This window comes from Phytohabitans sp. LZ39 (assembly GCF_059359075.1).
Genome location: NZ_JCADBM010000013.1, coordinates 184,133 through 206,179 on the forward strand (window position 1 = coordinate 184,133; position 22,047 = coordinate 206,179).

General features: G+C 71.0%; 18 protein-coding genes. All 18 read left to right on the forward strand.

Annotated elements, in window-relative coordinates; translation table 11 throughout:
• Positions 1-40: 40 nt before the first annotated feature.
• Entirely contained in the window at positions 41-1,126 is a 1,086-nt protein-coding gene (locus AC5L36_RS24900) for a sugar phosphate isomerase/epimerase family protein (protein ID WP_441220429.1), read from the forward strand.
• 179 nt (positions 1,127-1,305) lie between these two features.
• A complete protein-coding gene (locus tag AC5L36_RS24905; RefSeq protein ID WP_441220431.1) occupies positions 1,306-2,484 on the forward strand; it encodes an ROK family protein in 1,179 nt (392 codons plus the stop codon).
• The gene (locus AC5L36_RS24910; RefSeq protein WP_441220433.1) at positions 2,481-4,028 is read left to right on the forward strand and encodes a sugar ABC transporter ATP-binding protein; all 1,548 of its coding nucleotides are present in this window, start codon (positions 2,481-2,483) and stop codon (positions 4,026-4,028) included. Before AC5L36_RS24905 ends, AC5L36_RS24910 begins: the two co-directional genes overlap by 4 nt.
• Positions 4,025-5,089, forward strand: a complete 1,065-nt coding sequence (locus tag AC5L36_RS24915; RefSeq protein WP_441220435.1) for an ABC transporter permease — start codon at positions 4,025-4,027, stop codon at positions 5,087-5,089. Before AC5L36_RS24910 ends, AC5L36_RS24915 begins: the two co-directional genes overlap by 4 nt.
• A gap of 78 nt (positions 5,090-5,167) precedes the next feature.
• The gene (locus AC5L36_RS24920) at positions 5,168-6,223 is read left to right on the forward strand and encodes a substrate-binding domain-containing protein (RefSeq protein ID WP_441220437.1); all 1,056 of its coding nucleotides are present in this window, start codon (positions 5,168-5,170) and stop codon (positions 6,221-6,223) included.
• Between the two features lie 30 nt (positions 6,224-6,253).
• Positions 6,254-7,447 (forward strand): Gfo/Idh/MocA family protein, encoded by a 1,194-nt coding sequence (locus tag AC5L36_RS24925; RefSeq protein ID WP_441220439.1) that lies wholly within the window; start codon positions 6,254-6,256, stop codon positions 7,445-7,447.
• A 324-nt stretch (positions 7,448-7,771) separates the two neighbouring features.
• Positions 7,772-11,056, forward strand: coding sequence for a ThuA domain-containing protein (locus AC5L36_RS24930; RefSeq protein WP_441220441.1), 3,285 nt, complete (start codon positions 7,772-7,774; stop codon positions 11,054-11,056).
• A 240-nt stretch (positions 11,057-11,296) separates the two neighbouring features.
• Entirely contained in the window at positions 11,297-12,541 is a 1,245-nt protein-coding gene (locus tag AC5L36_RS24935) for an inositol-3-phosphate synthase (RefSeq protein ID WP_441220443.1), read from the forward strand.
• The gene (locus AC5L36_RS24940; protein WP_441220445.1) at positions 12,534-13,400 is read left to right on the forward strand and encodes an SCO3242 family prenyltransferase; all 867 of its coding nucleotides are present in this window, start codon (positions 12,534-12,536) and stop codon (positions 13,398-13,400) included. The genes AC5L36_RS24935 and AC5L36_RS24940 overlap by 8 nt, the downstream gene beginning before the upstream one ends.
• Entirely contained in the window at positions 13,397-14,236 is an 840-nt protein-coding gene (locus tag AC5L36_RS24945; RefSeq protein WP_441220447.1) for a sugar phosphate isomerase/epimerase family protein, read from the forward strand. The genes AC5L36_RS24940 and AC5L36_RS24945 overlap by 4 nt, the downstream gene beginning before the upstream one ends.
• Positions 14,233-14,823: an EboA domain-containing protein gene (locus AC5L36_RS24950; RefSeq protein WP_441220449.1), complete on the forward strand. Its 591-nt coding sequence runs from the start codon at positions 14,233-14,235 to the stop codon at positions 14,821-14,823. The genes AC5L36_RS24945 and AC5L36_RS24950 overlap by 4 nt, the downstream gene beginning before the upstream one ends.
• The gene (locus AC5L36_RS24955; protein WP_441220451.1) at positions 14,823-15,674 is read left to right on the forward strand and encodes a TatD family hydrolase; all 852 of its coding nucleotides are present in this window, start codon (positions 14,823-14,825) and stop codon (positions 15,672-15,674) included. Before AC5L36_RS24950 ends, AC5L36_RS24955 begins: the two co-directional genes overlap by 1 nt.
• On the forward strand, positions 15,674-16,771 hold the full coding sequence (gene eboE / locus AC5L36_RS24960; protein ID WP_441220453.1) for a metabolite traffic protein EboE: 1,098 nt from the start codon (positions 15,674-15,676) through the stop codon (positions 16,769-16,771). Before AC5L36_RS24955 ends, eboE begins: the two co-directional genes overlap by 1 nt.
• A complete protein-coding gene (locus AC5L36_RS24965) occupies positions 16,768-18,153 on the forward strand; it encodes an alkaline phosphatase family protein (protein WP_441220455.1) in 1,386 nt (461 codons plus the stop codon). The genes eboE and AC5L36_RS24965 overlap by 4 nt, the downstream gene beginning before the upstream one ends.
• Positions 18,150-19,220, forward strand: a complete 1,071-nt coding sequence (locus AC5L36_RS24970; protein ID WP_441220457.1) for a polyprenyl synthetase family protein — start codon at positions 18,150-18,152, stop codon at positions 19,218-19,220. Before AC5L36_RS24965 ends, AC5L36_RS24970 begins: the two co-directional genes overlap by 4 nt.
• 88 nt (positions 19,221-19,308) lie before the next feature.
• Positions 19,309-20,151, forward strand: a complete 843-nt coding sequence (locus AC5L36_RS24975) for a sulfotransferase family protein (protein ID WP_441220459.1) — start codon at positions 19,309-19,311, stop codon at positions 20,149-20,151.
• A gap of 63 nt (positions 20,152-20,214) precedes the next feature.
• Positions 20,215-20,736, forward strand: a complete 522-nt coding sequence (locus tag AC5L36_RS24980) for a SigE family RNA polymerase sigma factor (protein WP_441220460.1) — start codon at positions 20,215-20,217, stop codon at positions 20,734-20,736.
• Positions 20,723-22,009, forward strand: a complete 1,287-nt coding sequence (locus AC5L36_RS24985; RefSeq protein ID WP_441220462.1) for a hypothetical protein — start codon at positions 20,723-20,725, stop codon at positions 22,007-22,009. Before AC5L36_RS24980 ends, AC5L36_RS24985 begins: the two co-directional genes overlap by 14 nt.
• Positions 22,010-22,047 lie beyond the last annotated feature (38 nt).

The following is a 22,047-nucleotide window of genomic DNA, read 5'->3' on the forward strand; positions in this document are numbered from 1 at the left end:
GACGGCGGTCCCGGCCGCCGAAGAAAGGTGGAGAAGGCATATGACCGAGCCACAGTCCAAGAAAGCGCTGACCCGCCGGCGCCTGCTCCAGGCCTCGGCCGGCACCGCCGCGGCGATCGGCGCCGTCGGCCTTCCGGTGCTACAGACCAACACGCCGGCACTCGGCGACAAGAAGCTCACGGTGGAGCCGCTGATCCCGAGCCAGAACCGCGGCATCATCCTGTACAGCGTCCGCGACCGCATCGGCGCCGCGCCCGACGACAGTGGGATTCCGTACGGCTTCGAGCGGGTCCTCGCCCGGCTCGCCGAGATCGGATACAAGGAGATCGAGTTCGCCGGGTACAACCAGCACACCTCGATCCTGGGCCGGCAGATCACGCCCGCCGAGATCCGCAAGATCCTCGACGACAACGGCCTGGTCGCCAACGGCACGCACACCCAGATCCGCGCCGACACGTTCCAGGCGCAGCTGGACATCGCCGAGACGCTCGGCATGAAGCACATCGGCACCGGCTCCGACCCGACCAACAGCGCCTACCAGTCCGACTGGGACGCGGCCGCCGACACGTGGAACGAGCTCGGCCGGCAGGCCAAGGAGCGGGGCATCAAGCTCTACACGCACAACCACGACGCGGCGTACAGCTTCCTGCTCGACGCCGGCCCGCTGGACGCCAACGGCCGGCCCACGCGCTCCTCCGGCGTGCGGCGCCTGGAGTACTTCTTCGCCAAGACCGACCCGAAGTACGTCTTCTTCGAGATGGACATCTTCTGGGCGCACGTGGCGAAGTTCAAGCACAAGACGTACACGAACTCGGCCGGCCAGGTGAAGACGGACATCTTCGACCCGATCCTGACCGTGGCGCGGCGGACCAAGCGTTTCCCGCTCTTCCACGCCAAGGACGGCGACAAGGCGCCCGAGGTCCCCAACGGCTACAACATGGTGCCGTTCGGCGAGGGTGACATCCAGTTCCAGCAGTTCTTCGAGGTGATCGGGGAGCAGGAGTACCACCACGCCAACTGGGAGCAGGACACCGCGCCCGGCGGCACGGCCAACCCCGGTCAGTCCATGGCGTTCGCGGACATCAGCTACAAGAACATGTCCGAGTTGACCATCTACAGGCAGTAATGGGCGTCGCCGGGACGTCCCACGGGGCGTCCCGGTAACAAAAAACTTCTGCTGATTTTGAAAAAAGTTGTGTCACAGAACGAGTAAAGGTCTGGACATTGGGAGCGGAAGGCTCCTAGTGTGTCGGACACAACACCCCGACGTTGCATCGATGTGAACCCCTTGCGAGGGAGGGCTCCGTGCGTACGGCCGAACCTCTGCACCTGCGGCTTCTTCGCCTGTTGCGCGACCACGGCACGATCTCCCGCGCCGAGCTCGCCGACCGGCTGGAGATCCCGCGCCCGCGGCTGCTGGGCGAGCTCGACCGGCTGGTCACGCTCGGCTACGTGGCCGAGGCCGGCATGGCGGCTTCCCGCGGCGGCCGGCGCTCCACGCTGGTAGAGCTCAACCCTCGGCTGCGCTTCGCCGCGGTCGACCTGGGCGCGAGCTCGGTCGACGTCGAGGTGACCAACGGCCGGCTGGAGCCGGTCGCGGCATACACCGAGAGCGCCGACATCCGCTCCGGCCCCAAGGTGATCCTCCAGCGGGTCAACGAGCTGCTCGCCAAGGCCAAAGTGGACGGTGCGTACGAGAAGCTGGACGCGGTCGGCATCGGCGTGCCCGGTCCGGTGAGCTTCCGCGACGGCGTGCCGGTATCCCCGCCGATCATGCCGGGGTGGGACCGCTTTCCGGTGCGCGAGCTGCTCACCCGCGAGCACGGCTGCCCCGCCGTGGTGGACAACGACGTCAACATCATGGCGGTCGGCGAGCGGCACGGCGGTGTGGCCCACTCGGTCGACGACTTCCTGTTCGTGAAGATCGGCACCGGCATCGGCTGCGGCATCTACCTCAGCGGCGACGTCTACCGGGGCACCGACGGCTGCGCCGGCGACATCGGACACATCCAGGTCGACTCGCACGGTCCGATGTGCAGCTGTGGCAACGTCGGCTGCCTCGAGGCGCTCTTCAGCGGCGCGGCGCTCGCCAAGGACGCCACGCTCGCCGCGCGCAACGGCACTTCGCCCGCACTCGCCGAGCGTTTCGCCGCCAACGGCGCGGTGACCGCGCGCGACGTCGCCGAGGCCGCCAGCGAGGGCGACGTCACCTGTATCCGCCTCATCCGCGACGGGGGGAGGCGGGTCGGGGGCGTACTGGCCGGGCTGGTGAGCTTCGCCAACCCGTCGATGATCGTGATCGGCGGCGGCCTCGCCCACCTCGGGCACATCCTCCTCGCCGAGATTCGCAGCGTCGTCTACCGCCGCTCGCTGCCGCTGGCGACCGGCAACCTTCCCGTGGTCCTCTCCGAACTGGGACCCAGGGCAGGCGTCACCGGCGCCGCCGTCCTCGGTTCCGACGTGGCCTTCGAGCAGGCGTCATGACCGAGCCCACGACCCCTGAGGAGGCCGAGGTCGTCCTCCGCCTCACCGACGTCGTCAAGACGTTCCCGGGCGTGCGCGCGCTCGACGGCGTGCAGCTTGAGGTGCGCGCCGGCGAGGTGCACTGCCTGCTCGGGCAGAACGGCGCCGGCAAGTCGACCCTCATCAAGGTGCTCGCCGGCGTCCACCGCCCGGACGAGGGCCAGATCGAGTGGCTCGGCCAGGACTTCGCGCCGGCCAACCCGCAGGCCGCGATGAAGGCCGGCATCGCCACCATCTACCAGGAGCTCGACCTCGTCGAAGACCTCTCGGTCGGTGAAAACACCTTCCTCGGCCACGAGCCGAAGGTCCTCGGGTTCGTGCGGCGCGGTTACATGGCCCGCCACACCCGCGAGATCCTCGGCAAGCTCGGGCACGCCGAGATCCCGCCGCGCCGCCTGGTCCGCTCGCTGCCCGCGGCCGGCAAGCAGGTGGTCAGCATGGCGCGGGCGCTGTCGCACGACGCCCGCCTGATCATCATGGACGAGCCGAGCGCGGTGCTCGCGCACGACGAGGTGGCCAACCTCTTCCGGATCATCCGCGGCCTGACCGCGCAGGGCATCGCGGTCATCTACATCTCGCACCGCCTGGAGGAGATCCGCGAGATCGGCGACCGCGTGACGGTGCTCAAGGACGGCCGCACCACCGCGGCCAACCTGCCGGCCCGCACCACGCCGACCCGCGACCTGGTCAGCCGGATGACCGGCCGCACCATCGAGTACGTCTTCCCGGAGCCCGCGCCCGAGGTCACCGGCGCCGAGGAGCTGCTCAGGGTCGAGGGCCTGACCCGCACCAACGAGTTCGCCGACATCTCGCTGAGTGTCCACAGTGGTGAGATCGTGGGCATCGCGGGCCTGGTCGGTTCCGGCCGCTCGGAGCTGCTGGAGACCATCTTCGGCGCCCGGCGCGCCGAGGCCGGCTCGGTGCGGATGGGCGGCAAGGTGCTGCGGCCCGGCAATGTCGGCGCGGCGGTCCGCGCGGGTCTCGGCATGGCTCCCGAAGAGCGCAAGAGCCAGGCGCTGCTGCTCGGCGAGCCGATCTATCGAAACGTCACGCTCTCCACCTTCAGCGAGTACGCCCGGGTCGGTTTCACCAACGTCGGGCGGGAAGTGGCCGAGGCCAACCGGATCGCGGAGCGGCTCGACCTGCGTCCGCGCGAGGTGCGCCGGGCCGTCCGCACGCTCTCCGGTGGCAACCAGCAGAAGGTGGTCGTGGGCCGCTGGCTGCTCGGCGACACGAAGCTGCTCCTGCTCGACGAGCCCACGCGGGGCGTCGACGTGGGCGCCCGGGCCGAGCTCTACAAGGTGATCCGCGACCTCGCCGCCCAGGGGGTGGGTGTCCTCCTGGTCTCCAGCGAGGTGCCCGAGGTGCTGGGCCTGTCGGACCGCGTGCTTGTCATGCGGGAAGGCCGCGTGATCCGCGAGGCACCGGCCGGCGAGCTCGACGAAGAGACCGTACTTGACCTCGTGATGGCGGGATCGTTGCAAGTTGAGGAGGTCACCATATGACAGCGCAGACCACGGCCGCGCCGGTGAAGGAGCCGGAGAAGCCCGCTGCCGAGGAGCGGCGCTGGTGGCGAGTCGACTCGACGGACGGGCTGTGGCGCAACCTGGCCCTCGTCGGCGTGCTCGCCATCCTGATCATCGCGGGCATCGTCACCAAGCCAGATCTTTACAGTGACGGCACCTGGGTGCGCAACAACATCTTCACGATCCTCGAGCTCGCCTCCGTCATCGGCGTCGTCACCGTCGGCATGACCTTCGTGATCATCGGCGGCGGCATCGACCTCTCGGTCGGCGCGATCATCGCGCTCGCCGGGGTGTGGAGCACCACGCTCGCCACTCAGGAGTACGGCGCCGGCGGCATGATCTTCTGTGCGCTCGCGGTCGGCATCGGGGTCGGCGTCGTCAACGGCATCCTCATCTCGTACGGGCGATTGGTCGCCTTCATCGCCACGCTCGCCATGCTCGTGGCGGCCCGCGGCCTGGCGGCGCAGATCTCCAACAAGCAGACCCAGGTATCGACCAGCACATTCATCAACGACATCGCCGCCAACGACTTCCTCGGCGTGCCGCTGCTGGTCTACATCCTCGCCGCCGTCGTCGCGGCCGGCTGGGTGTTGCTCAACCGCACAACCTTCGGACGGCGTACCGTCGCGGTCGGCGGCAACCCCGAGGCGGCCCGGCTGGCCGGCATCAACGTCAAGCGGCACACCCTGCTGCTGTACGCGCTGTCCGGCCTCTGCTGCGGCATCGCGGCCGTCATGCTCACCTCGCAGGCCAACTCCGCCCAGGCGGCTATGGCCAACCTGTACGAACTCGACGCGATCGCCGCGGCGATCATCGGTGGCACGCTGCTCAGCGGCGGCCGCGGCACGATCATCGGCTCGCTCCTGGGCGTGCTGGTGTTCTCCACCATCACCAACCTGTTCGCCATCAACAACCTCTCCACCGAGGTCCAGAACATGGTCAAGGGCGGCATCATCGTCCTCGCCGTTCTGATCCAGCAGATCCAGTTCAAGTCGCTCACGCAGTTCTTCGCCAAAAACAGCAAGATCACCACCAGTTAGTACCCCAATAAACCCTTGGTGACCGTCCGATACCGGGACGGCCGCCGGATCCCTTGCACACCAATACCGGAGGTCGTCATGAAACACGCGTCCGACCTGACTCGTCGCCGGATGCTGCTCGGTGGGGCCGCGCTCGGCGCGGGAGCCCTGCTCACCGCATGCACCAGCAACGAGCCGGACGAGCCGAGCGGCGGCCCGCAGACGGCCGCCGCCGGCAACAACCAGAACGCCGCGCCCGGCCAGAAGGTGACCATCGGCTTCTCCGCGCCGGCGGCCGACCACGGCTGGATCGCCGCGATCACCAGCAACGCCAAGGCGCAGGCCGGTGCGTACTCGGACGTCGAGTTCAAGACCGTCGAGGCCGGCGCCGACGCGGCGGCCCAGCGGGCGGCGTTGCAGACGCTCGTCGCGCAGAAGCCGAACATCATCGTGCTGCTGCCGCACGACGGCAAGGAGCTCAACGCGTTCGGCCTGGAGGCGATGAAGGCCGGGATCCCGGTGGTCAACCTCGACCGCGCGTTCCCCGACCCGCTCGCCTACCGCCTCCAGATCAAGGGCGACAACTACGGCATGGGCGTCTCCGCGGCGCACTACATCATCGACCAGATGAAGGCGAAGAGCGTCGCCAGCCCGATCATCGGCGAGATCGCCGGCATGGACGAGCTGGAGCTGACCCAGGAGCGGTCGAAGGGCTTCACCGACACGCTGGCCCAGGCCGGTTTCAAGGTGGCCAACCGGCGTGCCGCCCGGTTCACCGCGGACTCCGGCCAGCAGGAGGCCGCCAGCCTGCTCCAGGCGCTGCCCAAGATGGACGCGCTGTGGAACCACGACGACGACCAGGGCATCGGTGTCCTGGCCGCCATCACGCAGGCCAACCGCAAGGAATTCATCATGGTCGGCGGCGCCGGCTCCAAGGCCGCGATCGAGGCGATCCAGGCCGACAGCGGCGTCCTCAAGGCAACCGTCACGTACAGCCCCTCGATGGCATCGTCGGCGATCTCGCTCGCCCGGCTCATCGCCCAGAACAAGGGCATGTCCGACCTGGTCGAGCTACAGGTCCCGAAGGAGATCATCCTCGCCTCCGAGACCATCACCAAGGAGAACGCGAGCAACTACCTCAAGCTCGGGTTCTGACGTAACGGGGGGAGACCCACCTTGTCCACCATGGATAAAGAGCTGCGGGTCGGCATGGTCGGCTACGCGTTCATGGGCGCCGCGCACTCGCAGGCGTGGCGCACCGTGAACCGCGTCTACGACCTACCGGCACGCGCCCGCATGTCCGTCATCTGTGGCCGTGACGAGTCGAAGGTGGCCGAGGCCGCCGAGCGGCTCGGCTGGGAGGCGTATACGACCGACTGGCGTGAGCTCATCACCCGCGACGACGTCGACGTGATCGACGTGTGCACGCCGGGCGACAGCCACGCCGAGATCGCGATCGCAGCGCTCGAGGCGGGCAAGCACGTCCTGTGCGAGAAACCCCTCGCCAACACGGTCGAGGAGGCGCGGGCCATGGTCGCCGCGGCGATCCAGGCCCAGTCGGCCGGCGTCCGGTCCATGTGCGGGTTCAACTACCGCCGGGTGCCGGCCGTGGCCCTCATGCGCCACCTCGTCGAGAGTGGACGGTTGGGCGTGGTTCGGCACGTCCGCGCGGCGTACCTCCAGGACTGGATCGTGGATCCGCAGTTTCCGCTCGTCTGGCGGTTGCAGCGGGACAAGGCGGGCTCCGGCGCGCTGGGCGACATCGGCGCGCACATCATCGACCTGACCCAGTTCGTCACGGGACAGCGGATCACCGGCGTCAGCGGGCTCACCGAGACGTTCATCAAGGAGCGCCCGCTGCCGTCGGCGGCCGCCGGTCTGGCCGCCTCGGCGGACGGCTCGGCGACCGGACTGGTCACAGTGGACGACGCGGCCCTCTTCCTGGCCCGGCTCGACGGCGGGGCGGTGGCCACGTACGAGGCCACCCGCTTCGCCACTGGGCGCAAGAACGCCGTGCGCGTGGAGATCAACGGGTCGCTCGGCTCGGTCGCGTTCGACTTCGAGCGAATGAACGAGCTGGAGTTCTACGACGCCAGCACGTCCAGCACCGAACAAGGCTTCACCAAGATCCTGGTGACCGAGTCCGACCACCCGTACCTGTCGGCCTGGTGGCCGCCGGGGCACATCATCGGGTACGAGCACACGTTCACCCACGAGATGCGCGACTTCCTGGAGGCCGTCGGCAACGGGGCGGACCCCACGCCCTCGTTCGTCGACGCCCTTCAGGTGCAGCTCGTGATGGACGCCGTGACCCGCTCGGCGGAGCAGGGTTCGGCGTGGACAGAGGTGGCGCCGGCGCTCGCCGAAGTCGCCGCCTGACCACACCCACCGTGGGCGCGGTGGCGCGCGCCCACCTTCGACACCTCGGGCCCGCCCGCGAGGGTCCGGACGCGGTTGCGCCCCGCGTCCGGATGGTCGGGCACCGGGGCGGCCGTACGGCGCGGTTGAGCCCAGAATCAGCCGCGCCGTACGACCAGCAAGCTGCGCGCTCGCACGACCTTGGCGGGCATGGCACCGCGCCAGGGGTAGGGAACCCACACCCAGACCCCGGAGGGTTACATGGCTCCATCCGATAGAGCACCCCACGAAAACGTGAGGCTTCGCGGAACGTTTTCGCGGGGGCCCCGCTTTCAGTGGCTGTCCGTGGCCGCTGTTACCGCGCTGTCCATCCCGCTGGTGGCCGCCGTGCCAGCGACCGCCGCACCTCCGCCTTCACCTGAGGTCCTCACGGCGGAGGAAAACGGCCCCGAGGCGCTGCGCTCCGACGCTCGCGCGCCCGAGTCGTACAAGGTGCTCGTCTTCACCAAGACCGACGGCAACCGCCGCGCGTCCATCCAGGACGGTGTACGGGTGATCCGCGCGCTGGGCCAGGAAAACGGGTTCACCGTTAACGTCACCCAGGACGGCGGCGCGTTCACCGCGGACAACCTCGCCAACTACCGCGCGGTGGTCTTCCTCAACACCACCGGCAACGTGCTCAACCCCACGCAGGAGGCCGCGTTCGAGGCCTACTTCCGGGCCGGTGGCGGCTACGTCGGCGTGCACGCCGCGGCCGAGACCGAGCAGGACTGGACGTTCTACCGCAACGTGCTCGGCACCGGCGTCTCCGGCGCCTCGGCGGTGGACAGCGCGACCGTGAAGGTCGCCGACCGGGCGCACCCGTCGACCGAGACGGTGCCGCGCGAGCTGTCGCTGAACGAGGAGTGGTACAACTACACCACCAACGTCCGCGGCACCTCACACGTACTGGCCACTGTGGACGAAAAGAGCTACGCCGGTGGCTCGATGGGCTTCGACCACCCGGTGGCCTGGTGCAAGGACTACCAGGGCGGCCGCTCGTGGTACACCGGGCTTGGCCACTCCATCGAGAGCTACCGCAATGGCAGCTTCAAGAAGCACCTGCTGGGCGGCATCCAGTGGTCCGCCGGCGTGGTCGAGGGCGACTGCGGCGCGACAGTGCTCGCCAACTACGAGAAGGTCACGCTCAACGACGAGCCGGGCGAGCCGATGTCGCTGTCGGTGCTGCCGGACGGCCGCGTGCTGCACAACACCCGCGGCGGCGAGATCCGCCTGTACGACCCGAAGAGCGGCGCCAGCCCGGTCATCACGACCGTCCCGGTCTACACGCACGACGAGGACGGCCTCCAGACGCTGACGATCGACCCCGACTTCGCCAACAACAAGTGGGTCTACGTCTACTACTCGCCCAAGCTCGACACGCCCGTCGACAACCCGGCCACGCCCGGTGTCAACGAGGGCGACGCGCCGGCCACGAGCACCGACCCGACGGTCTGGGACAAGTTCAAGGGGTACAACCAGCTGTCCCGGTTCAAGTTCGTGGAGGAGCCGACGCCGCACCTCGACCTCGCCAGCGAGCAGCAGATCATCCGGGTGAACGTGGACCGCGGCATCTGCTGCCACGTCGCCGGCAAGGTCAAGTTCGACGGCAAGGGCAACCTGTTCCTGATCACCGGTGACGACACCAACGCCGGCGGCTCGGACGGGTACGTGCCGATCAACGAGTCGCCCACCCAGGGCCCCGGCTACGACGCGCAGCGTTCCTCGGCCAACACCAACGACCTGCGTGGCAAGGTGCTCCGGATCAAGGTGAGGGCGAACGGGACGTACACGATCCCGAGCGGCAACCTGTTCCCGGAGACCGAGGACTACGACAACAAGACCCGTCCGGAGATCTTCCTGATGGGCCTGCGCAACCCGTTCCGCTTCGACGTCGACGCGAGCGGCATGGTGTACGTCGGTGACTACTCGCCGGACTCGCGGGTGCCGAGCGCGACGCGTGGCCCGGAGGGCACCGGCCGGTGGTTCGCCACCAAGACGGCGGGCAACTACGGCTGGCCGTACTGCTACTCGCCGAGCCTGCCGTACATCGACTTCGACTTCGTGACCCGCACCTCGGGCCAGCCGTTCAATTGCGGCGCGCCGGTGAACAACTCGCCGCGCAACACCGGCCGCGGCGTGCTGCCGGCGGTGCAGCAGCCGCAGTTCTGGTACACCTACAACGCCCTGACCCCGTGCGCGGGCGCGTACCTGTCCACCCCGCCGACCACGTGTGACTTCAAGTGGCCGGTGATCGGCACCGGCGGCGTCGGCCCGCACGGCGGCCCGATCTACAAGTACGACGCCGAGCTCGACTCGCAGACCAAGCTGCCGGAGTACTACGACAACGCGGTCTTCTTCGGCGAGTTCACCCGGGACAAGATGTTCGTGATGCAGACCGACGGTAAGGGCAACCTGACCGGCGTCGAGCAGTTCCTGCCCGGCTTCGTCTTCGACAACCTGATGGAGATGGAGATCGGTCCGGAGGGCAACATCTACTTCCTGGAGTACGGCGACGGCTTCTTCCGGGCCAACCCGGACGCGCAGCTCGCCATGATTCGGTACGTGAAGGGCACGCGGGCGCCGGTCGCCAAGCTGACCGCCACCCCGACGTCCGGCCAGGCGCCGCTCACGGTGCAGTTCAGCAGCGCGGGCACGCACGACCCGGACCCGGGCGAGTCCATCTCCTACGCCTGGGACTTCACGAGTGACGGCACGGTCGACTCGGCCGACCCCAATCCGTCGTACACGTACACCGCCAACGGGGTCTACACCGCGAAGTTCACGGTGACCGACTCCACCGGCAAGACCGCGGTGCTGACCCGCGAGATCGTGGTGGGCAACACGGCGCCGTCGGTGACGGTGACGTCGCCGGTCTCCGGCACGTTCTTCAACTGGGGCGACACGATCCCGTTCACGGTGTCGGTCACCGACCCCGAAGACGGCACCGTCGACTGCTCCCGGGTCAAGGTCTCCTTCGTGCTCGGCCACGACACGCACGGCCACGAGATGACCTCCACCACCGGGTGCACGGGTACGCTGCCCACCCCGGCCGACGGCGCCGACCACGCGGGCGGCTACCTGTACGGCGGGATCAGCGCCTCGTACACCGACCTGGGCGGCAACGGGCAGCCGGCGCTGACCACGATCGGCCAGGCGGTCATCCAGGTGCACCGGCAGCAGGCCGAGTTCGCCCAGGTCCAGCAGGGCGTGACGCTGGCCAACACGGGCGACACGGGCGGCGGCCAGCACGTGACCGGCGTCGACGCGGGTGACCACATCGCGTTCGACCCGATCAACCTGGGTGGCGTCAGCACGGTCACCTTCCGTTACGCCAGCGGTGCCACCGCTACCGCCGGCACGCCTCGAGCCACGGTCGAGCTCCGGTCGGGTTCGCCTACCGGCCCGGTCGTGGCCACGGCCACGCTCAACGCGACCAGCGGCACCAACTCCTGGGCGAGCCAGAGCCTCCCGGTCAGCTACCCGGCCGGCACGCAGCGGCTCTACCTGGTATTCGGTGCGGTGTCGGGCGGCCCGACCACCGCGCTGGTCAACCTCAACTGGGTGGAGTTCGGCGCGGCAGCGCCGTAACCCAAGACGTGGAGGGCGGGAACGGACGCCGACCGGTCCCGCTCACCACAGCCCCGTCCGCCCTGCCCGCCGGGCCGGGACAGCGTCGTTGCCGCCGACTCCGACGCCGTCGCGGTGGTGCCATCTCGGCAGGCGGGTGGGCGGGGCCCAAAAGCATCGCTACACGTTTCCCCAGACGACCTCTAGCACGCCCGGGTAGGGAATGATCGTCTGGTATCTAATCAAGGTTGGGAGGTCACTATGGCGACAGGTGTATGGCTCGCTGGCGGGCGCGGTTCAGTCGCCGTGACCAGCATCGTTGGCGCGACGGCGATCAAGGCCGGGCTGGCCGACCCCACCGGCTGCGTCACCGAGCTGGAGCAGCTGCGCAGCCCGGCGCTGCCAGCCCTCACCGACCTGGTCTTCGGCGGTCACGACCCGGCGTCCACCCGGCTGTGCAAGAAGGCCGAGGCGCTGGCCGACGCCGGCGTGGTGCCCGCGCGCCTCGTCGCCGCGCTCACCGACGAGCTGGCGGCCGTCGAGCCGGAGATCCGCCCGGTGCCGGCGGCCGCCACCCAGCTCGAGACCGCCGCGCTCATCGCGGAAGACATCGCCGCGTTTCGCTTCCGCCACGGCCTGGAACGCGTAGTGGTGGTCAATGTCTCGTCCACCGAGCCGGCTGCGGCCGCCCACCCCGCGCACGCCGACGCCGACGCGCTGCGGCAGGCGCTCGGCGAGCCCGGCACGGTGCTGCCGGCCAGCTCGCTCTACGCCTACGCGGCCTTCACCTCCGGCTGCTCGTACGTCGACTTCACCCCGTCGACCGGTGCCCGGCTGCCGGCACTCGACAGCCTCGCCCACCGCCACGCCGTCCCGTACGCCGGGCACGACGGCAAGACCGGCGAGACGCTCGTCAAGTCGGTGCTCGCGCCGATGTTCGCCATGCGCCACCTGCGGGTGCGCACCTGGTCCGGCACCAACCTGCTGGGCGGCGGCGACGGCGCCAACCTCGCCGACCCGGGCGCCAACGCGGCCAAGGCCACCAGCAAGCAGCGCGTGCTCGGCGAGACGCTCGGCTACGAGCCGCAGGGCAACACCCGCATCGAGTACGTGGACGACATCGGCGACTTCAAGACGGCGTGGGACCTCATCACGTTCAGCGGCTTCCTCGGCACGTCGATGCGGATGGAGTTCACCTGGCACGGATGCGACTCCGCGCTCGCCGCGCCGCTCGTGCTCGACCTGGCCCGGCTCACCGCCGCCGCGCACAAGTCCGGCCGCACCGGCCCGCTGACCGAGCTGGCGTTCTTCTTCAAAGACCCGCTGGGTGCGGTCCTGGGGCCGGCGACATCCGATCCGAGGAGCGAAGCGGCGAGGACGGACGAAGCCGGATCTGCCCAGGACCCAGCGCGAGCGGAGCGAGCGCCGGCTGGCACGGTGCCGCACGCGCTGGCCGAGCAGTGGGCGCTGCTGGCGTCGTTCGTCCGCGGGCTCGCCGATGCCTAGCTTCCGTGCGTTCGCCGAGCTGGTCCGGGCGCCGGCCGCGCTCTCCGTGCCCGGCGACGTCGTCGCGGGCGCCGCGGCGGGAGGCGTGCTCGGGCCGCGCACGGCGGGGCTCGCCGCCGCGTCGGTGTGCCTCTACTGGTCCGGCATGGCCGCCAACGACTGGGCCGACCGCGAGCTCGACGCGGTGGAGCGCCCGGAGCGGCCGATCCCGTCCGGCCGGGTCACGCCGCCGCAGGCGCTGGGTGTCGCGGCCGGCCTGACCGCCGCCGGCGTCGCGCTCGCCGCTCTCGCCGGCGGCCGCCGCGCGCTGTCCGTCGCACTCCCGCTGGCCGGCGCGGTGTGGGCGTACGACCTGCGGGCCAAGAACACCCCCGCCGGCCCTGCCGTCATGGCCGCCTGCCGGGGGCTCGACGTGCTGCTCGGCGCGTCGCGGGGCAACGTGGTCCGGGCGCTGCCGGCGGCGCTGACGGTCGCCGCGCACACGTACACGGTGACGGCGCTCTCCCGCCGTGAGGTCTCCGGCGCCGACCGCACGCTGCCCGCCGCCACCCTGGCCGGCACGGCCGCGGTGGCGCTGTCGGCCGGCCTGCCCGCCGCGCGCAACGGGCGGGGTGCGGCCGCCGCGGTGCCGGGCGCGCTCGCCGCCTGGTACGCGGCCGGCTACGGCGCCGCACAGGCCCGGGTCGCCGCAGACCCGTCCGCCGCCCGGGTACGCGCGGCCGTCGGCGCCGGCATCACCGGCCTGCCACCGCTCCAGGGCGCGCTCGCCGCCGGTGCCGGCGCACCGGCCGCCGGCGTGGTGGTCGCCGCCATCGCGCCGCTCGCCCGCCGTCTCGCCCGGATGGTGTCACCGACATGACGCTTCGATTCGGGTACGGCACCAACGGCTTCGCCAACCATCGGCTCACCGACGCGCTGGCGGTCATCGCCGACCTGGGCTACGAGGGCGTGGCGCTGACGCTCGACACCGACCACCTCGACCCGTTCGGGCCCGACCTGGCGCGCCGCACCGACGACGTGGCGTCCACACTGGACCGGCTCGGCCTGTCGACGGTCATCGAGACCGGTGCCCGGTACCTGCTCGACCCGTGGCACAAGCACGCGCCGACGCTGCTGCACGACGAGCCGGGCAAGCGCCTGGAGTTCCTGCGCCGGGCCGTACGCGTCGGTGCCGACCTGGGCGCCGAGGCGGTCTCGTTCTGGTCCGGCGTCACACCGGCCGGCGTCGTCGACCCGTGGAGCCGCCTGGTGCGCGGCTGCGCCGAGATCGTGGAGTTCGCCGCGGCGGCCGGCGTGACGCTCGGCTTCGAACCCGAGCCCGGCATGCTGGTCGACGACATCGCCGCGTGGCGCCGGCTGCACGCCGACCTCGGCGCCCCGCCCGGCTTCGGCATCACGCTCGACATCGGACACTGCCGGTGTCTGGAGCCGGTGTCCGTGCCGGAGTGCGTGACCGCGGTGGCCGACCACCTCGTCAACGTGCAGATCGACGACATGCGCCGGGGTGTGCACGAGCACCTGGAGTTCGGCACCGGCGAGATCGACTTCCCACCGGTACTGCGGGCGCTGACCGAGGCCGGCTACCGCGGCCTGGTCGCCGTCGAGCTGCCCCGCCACTCGCACGCCGCGCCCACGGTCGCCGCTCACTCCATCGAGTTCCTCCGCAAGGCAGAGCGGGATGGGGAGGCTTCGTGACCACTGTGACCGAGCTTCGGGCGGCCGTACCCGCGCAGGGCTGGCTCGGCGAGGCGCTGGAGCGCGTAGCGGCGGATCCAGGCGCGATCGGGCGGCTCTTTCCCGCCGCCGGGCGCCGGGTCGGGCGCGAGCCGCTCGCGGATCCATCCGGCTGGACCACCGACGAGGCGGCGCGGGCGCTGCTGCTCGCCGCGCTACCGAAGGATCGGGTCGTGGCCGAGGCGGAAGGGCTGTACCGCTACGGCGACGCGGCCGAAAAGCGGGCCGTGCTCAAGGCGCTGCCGCTGCTGCCCATCGCGGACGAGGGCGTGCCACTGCTGCGCGACGCGATCCGCACCAACGACACGCGTCTGGTGGCCGCCGCACTCGGGCCGTACGCCCGGCACCTCGACGACGCGGCCTGGCGGCAGGCGGTGCTCAAATGCGTCTTCATGGGCGTGCCGCTCTCCAGTGTGGACAGTCTTGACGAGCGCGCGGACGCCGAGCTCGCCACGATGCTCGCCGGCCTCGTCGAGGAGCGCCGGGCGGCCGGCCGCGACATGGCCCCCGACGCGCTCGCCCTGCTCGACCGGTTGAAGGGACTCTGATGCGCATCTTCGACCCGCACATCCACATGACCTCGCGGACCACCGACGACTACGAGCGGATGGCGGCCGCCGGCATCACCGTGATCGTCGAACCGGCGTTCTGGCTCGGGCAGCCGCGGACGAGCGCCGGCTCGTTCACCGACTACTTCGACTCGCTGGTCGGGTGGGAGCCGTTTCGGGCCAGCCAGTTCGGCGTGCGTCACCACGCCACGATCGCGCTCAACCCCAAGGAGGCCAACGACCCGCGCTGCCGCGAGGTGCTTGACCTCCTCCCGCGCTACCTGGAGAAGGACGGCGTGGTCGCGGTCGGCGAGGTGGGCTACGACTCGATGACGCCCGAGGAGGACGAGGTCTTCGCCGCGCAGCTCGCCCTCGCGGTGGAGCACGAGCTGCCCGCGCTGGTCCACACGCCGCACCGCGACAAGGCGCGGGGCACCGAGCGGAGCCTGGCGGTCGTGGCCGAGTCGGGCATCGACCCGGGGCGGGTCGTCATCGACCACCTCAACGAGGTCACCGTCGGGCTGGTCCGCGACAGCGGGTGCTGGCTGGCCTTCTCCATCTACCCGGATACCAAGATGTCGCCGCCGCGCATGGTGAAGATCCTGGAGGAGTACGGGCTGGAGCGGATGCTTGTCAACTCCGCCGCCGACTGGGGCCGCTCCGACCCGCTGCTGACCCGCACCACCGCCGACGCGATGCTCGCCGCCGGCTTCAGCGAAGACGACGTCGACCTCGTGCTGTGGCGCAACCCCGTTGCGTTCTACGGCCAGTCCGGCCGGCTCGACTTGTCCGATGTGGAGGAGAAGGAAGCGACCTTCGCCGGCAACTCCATCCTCCGGGGAGGCAGCTGATGCACCTGAGCTACTGCACCAACGTGCACCCGGCGGAAGACTTCGACGGGATCGTGCGGCAGTTCGACACGTACGCCGCCGCCATCCGCCGCCACCTCGACGCCGACGTGCTCGGGCTGGGGCTGTGGCTGGCCGCTCCGCTCGCCGCCGAGCTGGCCACCGACGCCGCGCTGCGGCAGCGCCTGCGCCGCGAGCTGGACACGCGCGGGCTGGAAGTGGTGACCCTCAACGGCTTCCCGTACGAGGCGTTTCAGGCGCCGGTGGTCAAGCTCGGCGTCTACTACCCGGACTGGACCGACCGCCGCCGGCTCGACTACACGTTGAACCTCGCTCGTGTGCTCGTCGACCTGCTACCGGACCGGGCGGCGCGCGGCTCGATCTCCACGCTGCCGCTGGCCTGGCGGGAGCCGTGGGACTCCGGCCGCGCGGACGCCGCCAACCGCACGCTCGACGAGCTGGCCGCCGGCCTCGCCGGGATCGCCGAGCGGTCCGGCCGGCCGGTGCGGGTCGCCTTCGAGCCCGAGCCGGGCTGCGTCGTGGAAAACACCGCGCAGGCCGCCGCCGCGCTGTCCGGTGTGGACACCGATCGGCTCGGCGTCTGCCTCGACCTGGCCCACCTGGCCTGCGCCTGGGAGGAGCCGGTCGAGGCGCTGGCTCGGCTCCGGGCCGCTGGCCTGCCGATCGTGAAGGTGCAGGTCTCCGCCGCGCTGGAGGCCGCGGACCCGGTCGCCGCGGCGGACGTGCTGCGGGGGTACGTCGAGCCGCGCTTCCTGCACCAGACCCGTTCCGCGCACGGAGACGCGGCCGACGACCTCGACGAGGCGCTGGAGCGGGAGTTCAAGGGCCCCTGGCGGGTGCACTACCACGTGCCGCTGCACGCCGAGCCGGCCGCGCCGCTCACCTCCACCGTCCCGGTCCTGCGCACCGCGATGCGTGAGCTCCTGGCGGGTGAATACTGCGACCACTTCGACGTGGAGACGTACACCTGGGGTGTACTACCGGAAGAACAGCGGCCGCGCACGGACGCCGACGTGGCCGCGGGCATCGCGGCGGAGCTGGCTTTCGCCCGTTCCCTGATGAATGAGGAGGCACGATGACCACGCCACTGGTCGTCATCGACGTGGTGGGGTTGACGCCCCGGCTGCTGGCACACATGCCGAAGCTCAAGGCCGTCGCCGACGCCGGCTTCCACGCCTCGCTCGGCACCGTGCTGCCGGCGGTCACGTGCAGCGTGCAGTCCACGTTTCTGACCGGGGAGACACCCGCCGGGCACGGCATCGTGGGCAACGGCTGGTACTTCCGGGACCTCGGCGAGGTGCTGCTGTGGCGCCAGCACAACGCACTCGTCGGCGGCGAGAAGCTGTGGCACGCGGCCCGCAAGGCCCAGCCCGGCTACACCGTGGCCAACGTCTGCTGGTGGTACGCGATGGGCGCGGACGTCAACTGGACGGTCACGCCGCGCCCCATCTACTACGCCGACGGGCGCAAGGAGCCCGACTGCTACACGGATCCGCCCGAGCTGCACGACGACCTCGTCGGCGCGCTGGGCGGCTTTCCGCTCTTCACCTACTGGGGCCCGACGGCCGGCCTGCCGTCGTCGGAGTGGATCTGCAAGGCCGCCGAGAAGATCATGGCGGACCACAACCCCGACCTGACCCTCGTGTACGTGCCGCACCTCGACTACGACCTCCAGCGCTTCGGGCCGTCGGCGCCGAAGGCGGCCGCCGCCGCGTCGGCACTCGACCGAGTGCTCGCGCCGCTGCTCGACGCGGCCGCCGCACGGGGCGCGACGGTGGTGGCCCTCTCCGAGTACGGCATCACCGACGCCCGGCGCCCCGTGGACATCAACCGGACGCTGCGTAGCGAGGGCTTCCTGCGGGTGTACACACAGGACGGTATGGAGTACCTGGACCCGTGGACCTCGCGGGCGTTCGCCGTCGCGGACCACCAGATCGCCCACGTGTACGTCAAGGACCCGGCCGACATCCCCGCCGTCGCGAAGCTCTGCTCCAATCTGGAGGGTGTCGACGAGGTGCTCGACGAGGCGGGCAAGGCGGCGCACGGGCTCGACCACGAGCGCTCCGGCGAGCTGGTGCTGGTGGCCGAGCCGGACGCCTGGTTCACGTACTACTACTGGCTCGACGACGACCGCGCTCCCGACTTCGCCCGCCTTGTCGAGATCCACCGCAAGCCCGGCTACGACCCCGCGGAGCTCTTCTTCGACCCGGCCAATCCGGGCGCGGCCAAGCGGCGGGCGGGCGCCGCTCTGGCCCGCAAAAAGCTCGGCATGCGATACCTGATGAGTGCGGTCGGCCTCGACGCCGGCGCGAAGGCGGTGCGCGGCACGCACGGCCGCCTCCCGGCCCACCCGAACGACGCGCCGGTGCTCATCTGCTCGGACCGCTCGGCCGCCCGCCCACACCTCGCGGCGACGGAGGTCAAGCGCTTCCTGCTCAGCCTGGCCGGGCTGAAGCCATGACGGTCGAGGTCGCCCGGGAGTCCGAACTGGACGATCTGCGCAGGCGTTTCGACGCCGAGCTCGCGGCGTTCATCGGCCGGCAGGACCCGGACTGGCCGGACGGCGCGCCGCGCGGGGTGCTGGCGACGCTGCGGCGGTTCGTGCTCGCGGGTGGCAAGCGGCTGCGGCCGATGTTCTGCTACTGGGGCTGGCGCGGCGCCGGCGGCCTCGACCGTCCCGAGGTGGTGGTCGCGGCCGCGGCGCTGGAGCTGTTCCACGCGTTCGCGCTCATCCACGACGACATCATGGACGGCAGCGACCGGCGCCGGGGCGAGCCGTCCGTGCACAAGGTCTTCGCGGAGCTGCATACCAAGTCGATGTGGCGCGGGGACTCGGCCTCCTTCGGGCGCAACACCGCGCTGCTCTGCGGCGACCTCTGCGCGGCGTGGGCCGACCAGATGTTCCACGAGTGCGGCCTGCCGCCCGAGCAGATCCACCGCGGATACGGCGTCTTCGCGCACATGCGCACCGAGGTGATCGCCGGCCAGTACCTCGATCTGGTCTCCGGGGTCGGCGACGGCTCGGTGGCGAGCGCGCTCACCGTGATCAGGATGAAGGCCGCGCGATACACGGTGACCCGGCCGCTCCAGATCGGCGCCGGGCTGGCCGGGGGAGGCCAGGAGCTGCACGCCGCGTACACCGCGTTCGGCGACCCGCTCGGCGACGCGTTCCAGCTCCGCGACGACGTGCTCGGCGTCTTCGGCGATCCCGCGCTCACCGGCAAGTCCATCCTGGACGATCTACGTGAGGGCAAGCCGACCGTGATGATGGCGCTGGCGCGCAGCGGCGCCGACCGGGCGCAGGCCGCCCGGCTGCGCGACCTCTTCGGCAACCCCGATCTCGACGCCGGCGGCGCCGAGGAGCTGCGCGCCATCATCGTCGACACCGGCGCCCTGGAGCGCATCGAGCAGATGATCCGGGTACGCGCCGACGCGGCCGTCGCCGCCCTCGCCGACGCCCCGATCCCCGTCGAGGCGCGCGAGGCGCTCGTGGGGCTGGCCGGATCGGCGATCAACAGGCAGCGCTGACGCCGTTGTATGGCAGACTCTGAGCCGTCCGTTCCGGGACGGTTCGGGAGGTGACCATGGCGCTACGGATGGTAGCGGCGTGGGTGTCATGAGCCGCCGCCCCACCGTCGACACCGTGCGGCGGGCCGTGCGCAGCACGCGGGCCTGGGCGCGCGCGGTCGCCCCCGGCGCGCTGCCCGACTTCCTCGTCATCGGCGGCCAGCGGTGCGGCACCACATCGCTGCACCGGTACCTCGCCGAGCACCCGCAGGTCCGTGCCGCGACCGGCAAGGAGATCCAGTTCTTCAGCATCCACTATGGACGCGGAGAGCGCTGGTACCGCGGGCACTTCCCGGCGCCGATGGCCGGGCGGCTGAGCTTCGAGGCGAGCCCGTACTACCTCTTCCACCCGCGCGCGGCCGAGCGGGCGGCGGCCACACTGCCGTACGGGAGGTACATCGCGCTGCTGCGCGACCCGGTCGAACGGGCGTATTCGCACTACCTGCAAACCCGTTCGTACGGCGCGGAGTCGCTCACGTTCGCCGAGGCGATCGCGGCCGAGCACGACCGGCTGGCGTGGGCCTTGCGCGCCGGTCCGGACAGCCGGGCCGCCCACACGGTGCTCCGCCGGTACTCGTACGCGGCCCGCGGGCGGTACGCCGAGCAGCTGGAGCGGTGGTTTCGCCACGTGCCGCGCGACCGCATCATGGTCGTGCGCAGCGAGGACTTCTACGCCGATCCCGCGACGACGTACGCGGAGCTGCTGGAGTTTCTCGACCTGGAGCCGTTCCTGCCGCCGCGGTTCGCCCAGCACACCCGGCGCGTGGAGCGGGGCGGGCCGCCGGAGGAGGTGGCTCGGGCGCTGCGTGACTACTTCGTGCCGTACAACGCGCGGCTGGCCGAGCTGCTGGGCTGGTCCGATCCATGGCCTGCTTCCGATTTGCCCGACTGATCCACACTGCAACCGCACGCGGCGGCGACCGCATCTCCGGAGTGAGGAGATGGGGAGGGTTCCGTGCGAGGTGAGGAAGAGCGCGAGTACGTCGAGTTCGTGACCACACGCCGACCCGTACTGCACCGCGCCGCGTACCTGATGTGCGGCGACCAGCATCGGGCCGACGACATCGTGCAGGCCACGATGACGGCGCTTTACCGAAAGTGGCGGCGTGCCCGAGAGGCGGACAACCTCGACGCGTACGTGCACCGGATGCTCGTCCGGGCCTACCTGGCCGAAAAGCGGCTCGGCTGGGCGCGGGTGCGGCTGATGTCCGAGCCACCGGAACGCGTCGCCGCCTCGCCGCCGGCCGGTGTCGAGGAGCGGGACTCGCTGCGCACCGCGCTCGCCCGGCTGCCCCGGGCGCAGCGCACGGTGCTCGTGCTCCGCTTCGCCTGCGACATGTCGGTCGACGACGTGGCGGCGGCGCTGCGCACTTCGCCCGGCAACGTCAAGAGCCACACGAGCAGAGGCCTGGCCGCCCTGCGGGATCTCCTCGACGTTCAGATTCACACACCGGGGAGGAAAGATGCAGTGGGATGAAGAGCGGGCCGGCGAGGCCCTGCGTACGTTGATGCGGGACACCGACGTCCCGCCGATCGGCTCCGACGTGGAGCGCGCCCGGCGCACCGGCCGTCGCCAGACGATCAGCCGCCGCGCGGCGGTGGCCGCGGCCGTGACGGTGATCGTCACCGGGACCTCCGCGGTGGCCGCCGCGACGCTGCGCCGGGATGACCCGGTGGAACTGGTCGCGGACGACCGCCCCGTGTCCTGCCGGTTGGTGGAGACGCTGGCGCTCCCGCCCGGGGCCACGACCGGTGGGGTGGCCGGCGCGGACGGTTCCGGCCGCTATGCCGTCGGATATGCCCGGGCCAGCCAGGAGGAGGTGGCGGCACAGGCGGTGCTCTGGAAGGACAAGGTTCCCACGGTGCTCAGTGGCGTGCCGGTCGGAGACTCGGCCGCCGTCGCGGTCAACAGCCGGGGCGATGTCCTCGGGAGCCCGTGGCTGATGCGGACCGGGGACCCGAAGCGGCCGGCGCAGGTGTGGCTGTATCGGGACGGCCGGTTCGTGAATTTGGCGGCACCGAAGGGCTTCCAGGATCCCTCGGCGAGCGCGCTCAACGATCGTGGGGATGTCGTCGGCACGGCGCGATCGGGCGACCGGTGGCACGCCGTCGTGTGGCCGGCTGGCGCACTGGACAGGCCACGCGTCCTCGCCGCTCCGGAAAACGCGCTCGCGCACGGGATAGGCGCCGACGGCACCGTGGTGGGCGAGACCCGGCCGGTGGTCGGGAAACTCAAGGGCGAGCACCAGCCCGGCCGGCCGTACCTCTGGACCAAGGAGGGCCGTGCCCGCGAGCTGAAGGTGCCGACCGGTTGGGACGGCGGCGGCGCGCTCACCGTTCACGACGGTTGGGTCCTGGGGTTCGTCGTCCGCGCCAAGATGGACAAGGGTTTCCAGACCCAGGAGATGGCACCGGTGCGCTGGAGGCTCAAGGGCGGCCCCGCCCAGATCCTGGGGGAGCCGACCGACACCCTGAACGCCGTCGGTAACACCGGCTGGTTCAGCGCCCTCACGGTGCCCACCGGGTGGTCGCCGACGGTGCTGACCTACGTCGACGGCCGGATCCGGCGAGGGCCGGTGCCGACGGCCGACCCCGACCGGAAAGGTCCGAAGGGCGAGGCGATCCCGGTGCCCGTCATCGGCGAGGGTGCGGTGTGGGCACAAGAGGTGGGGCACGAGCTGACCGTGCTCGCCAACGGGTCACCGGAGGAGAAGGCGCCGAAGCCCGGCATCTGGAAGTGCCAGCTCTGACGCACGGCGCGCACGAGGGTCTCCGTGGGCCCGCCGAC

What these genes read in the sequence shown, in the direction of transcription:
- eboE (WP_441220453.1), top strand. Translation starts at nt 15,674, where the DNA reads ATGCACCTGAGCTACTGCACCAACGTGCACCCGGCGGAAGACTTCGAC.
- AC5L36_RS24975 (WP_441220459.1), top strand. Translation starts at nt 19,309, where the DNA reads ATGAGCCGCCGCCCCACCGTCGACACCGTGCGGCGGGCCGTGCGCAGC.
- AC5L36_RS24925 (WP_441220439.1), top strand. Translation starts at nt 6,254, where the DNA reads ATGGATAAAGAGCTGCGGGTCGGCATGGTCGGCTACGCGTTCATGGGC.
- AC5L36_RS24935 (WP_441220443.1), top strand. Translation starts at nt 11,297, where the DNA reads ATGGCGACAGGTGTATGGCTCGCTGGCGGGCGCGGTTCAGTCGCCGTG.
- AC5L36_RS24915 (WP_441220435.1), top strand. Translation starts at nt 4,025, where the DNA reads ATGACAGCGCAGACCACGGCCGCGCCGGTGAAGGAGCCGGAGAAGCCC.
- AC5L36_RS24920 (WP_441220437.1), top strand. Translation starts at nt 5,168, where the DNA reads ATGAAACACGCGTCCGACCTGACTCGTCGCCGGATGCTGCTCGGTGGG.
- AC5L36_RS24970 (WP_441220457.1), top strand. Translation starts at nt 18,150, where the DNA reads ATGACGGTCGAGGTCGCCCGGGAGTCCGAACTGGACGATCTGCGCAGG.
- AC5L36_RS24940 (WP_441220445.1), top strand. Translation starts at nt 12,534, where the DNA reads ATGCCTAGCTTCCGTGCGTTCGCCGAGCTGGTCCGGGCGCCGGCCGCG.
- AC5L36_RS24945 (WP_441220447.1), top strand. Translation starts at nt 13,397, where the DNA reads ATGACGCTTCGATTCGGGTACGGCACCAACGGCTTCGCCAACCATCGG.
- AC5L36_RS24955 (WP_441220451.1), top strand. Translation starts at nt 14,823, where the DNA reads ATGCGCATCTTCGACCCGCACATCCACATGACCTCGCGGACCACCGAC.
- AC5L36_RS24900 (WP_441220429.1), top strand. Translation starts at nt 41, where the DNA reads ATGACCGAGCCACAGTCCAAGAAAGCGCTGACCCGCCGGCGCCTGCTC.
- AC5L36_RS24985 (WP_441220462.1), top strand. Translation starts at nt 20,723, where the DNA reads ATGCAGTGGGATGAAGAGCGGGCCGGCGAGGCCCTGCGTACGTTGATG.
- AC5L36_RS24910 (WP_441220433.1), top strand. Translation starts at nt 2,481, where the DNA reads ATGACCGAGCCCACGACCCCTGAGGAGGCCGAGGTCGTCCTCCGCCTC.
- AC5L36_RS24965 (WP_441220455.1), top strand. Translation starts at nt 16,768, where the DNA reads ATGACCACGCCACTGGTCGTCATCGACGTGGTGGGGTTGACGCCCCGG.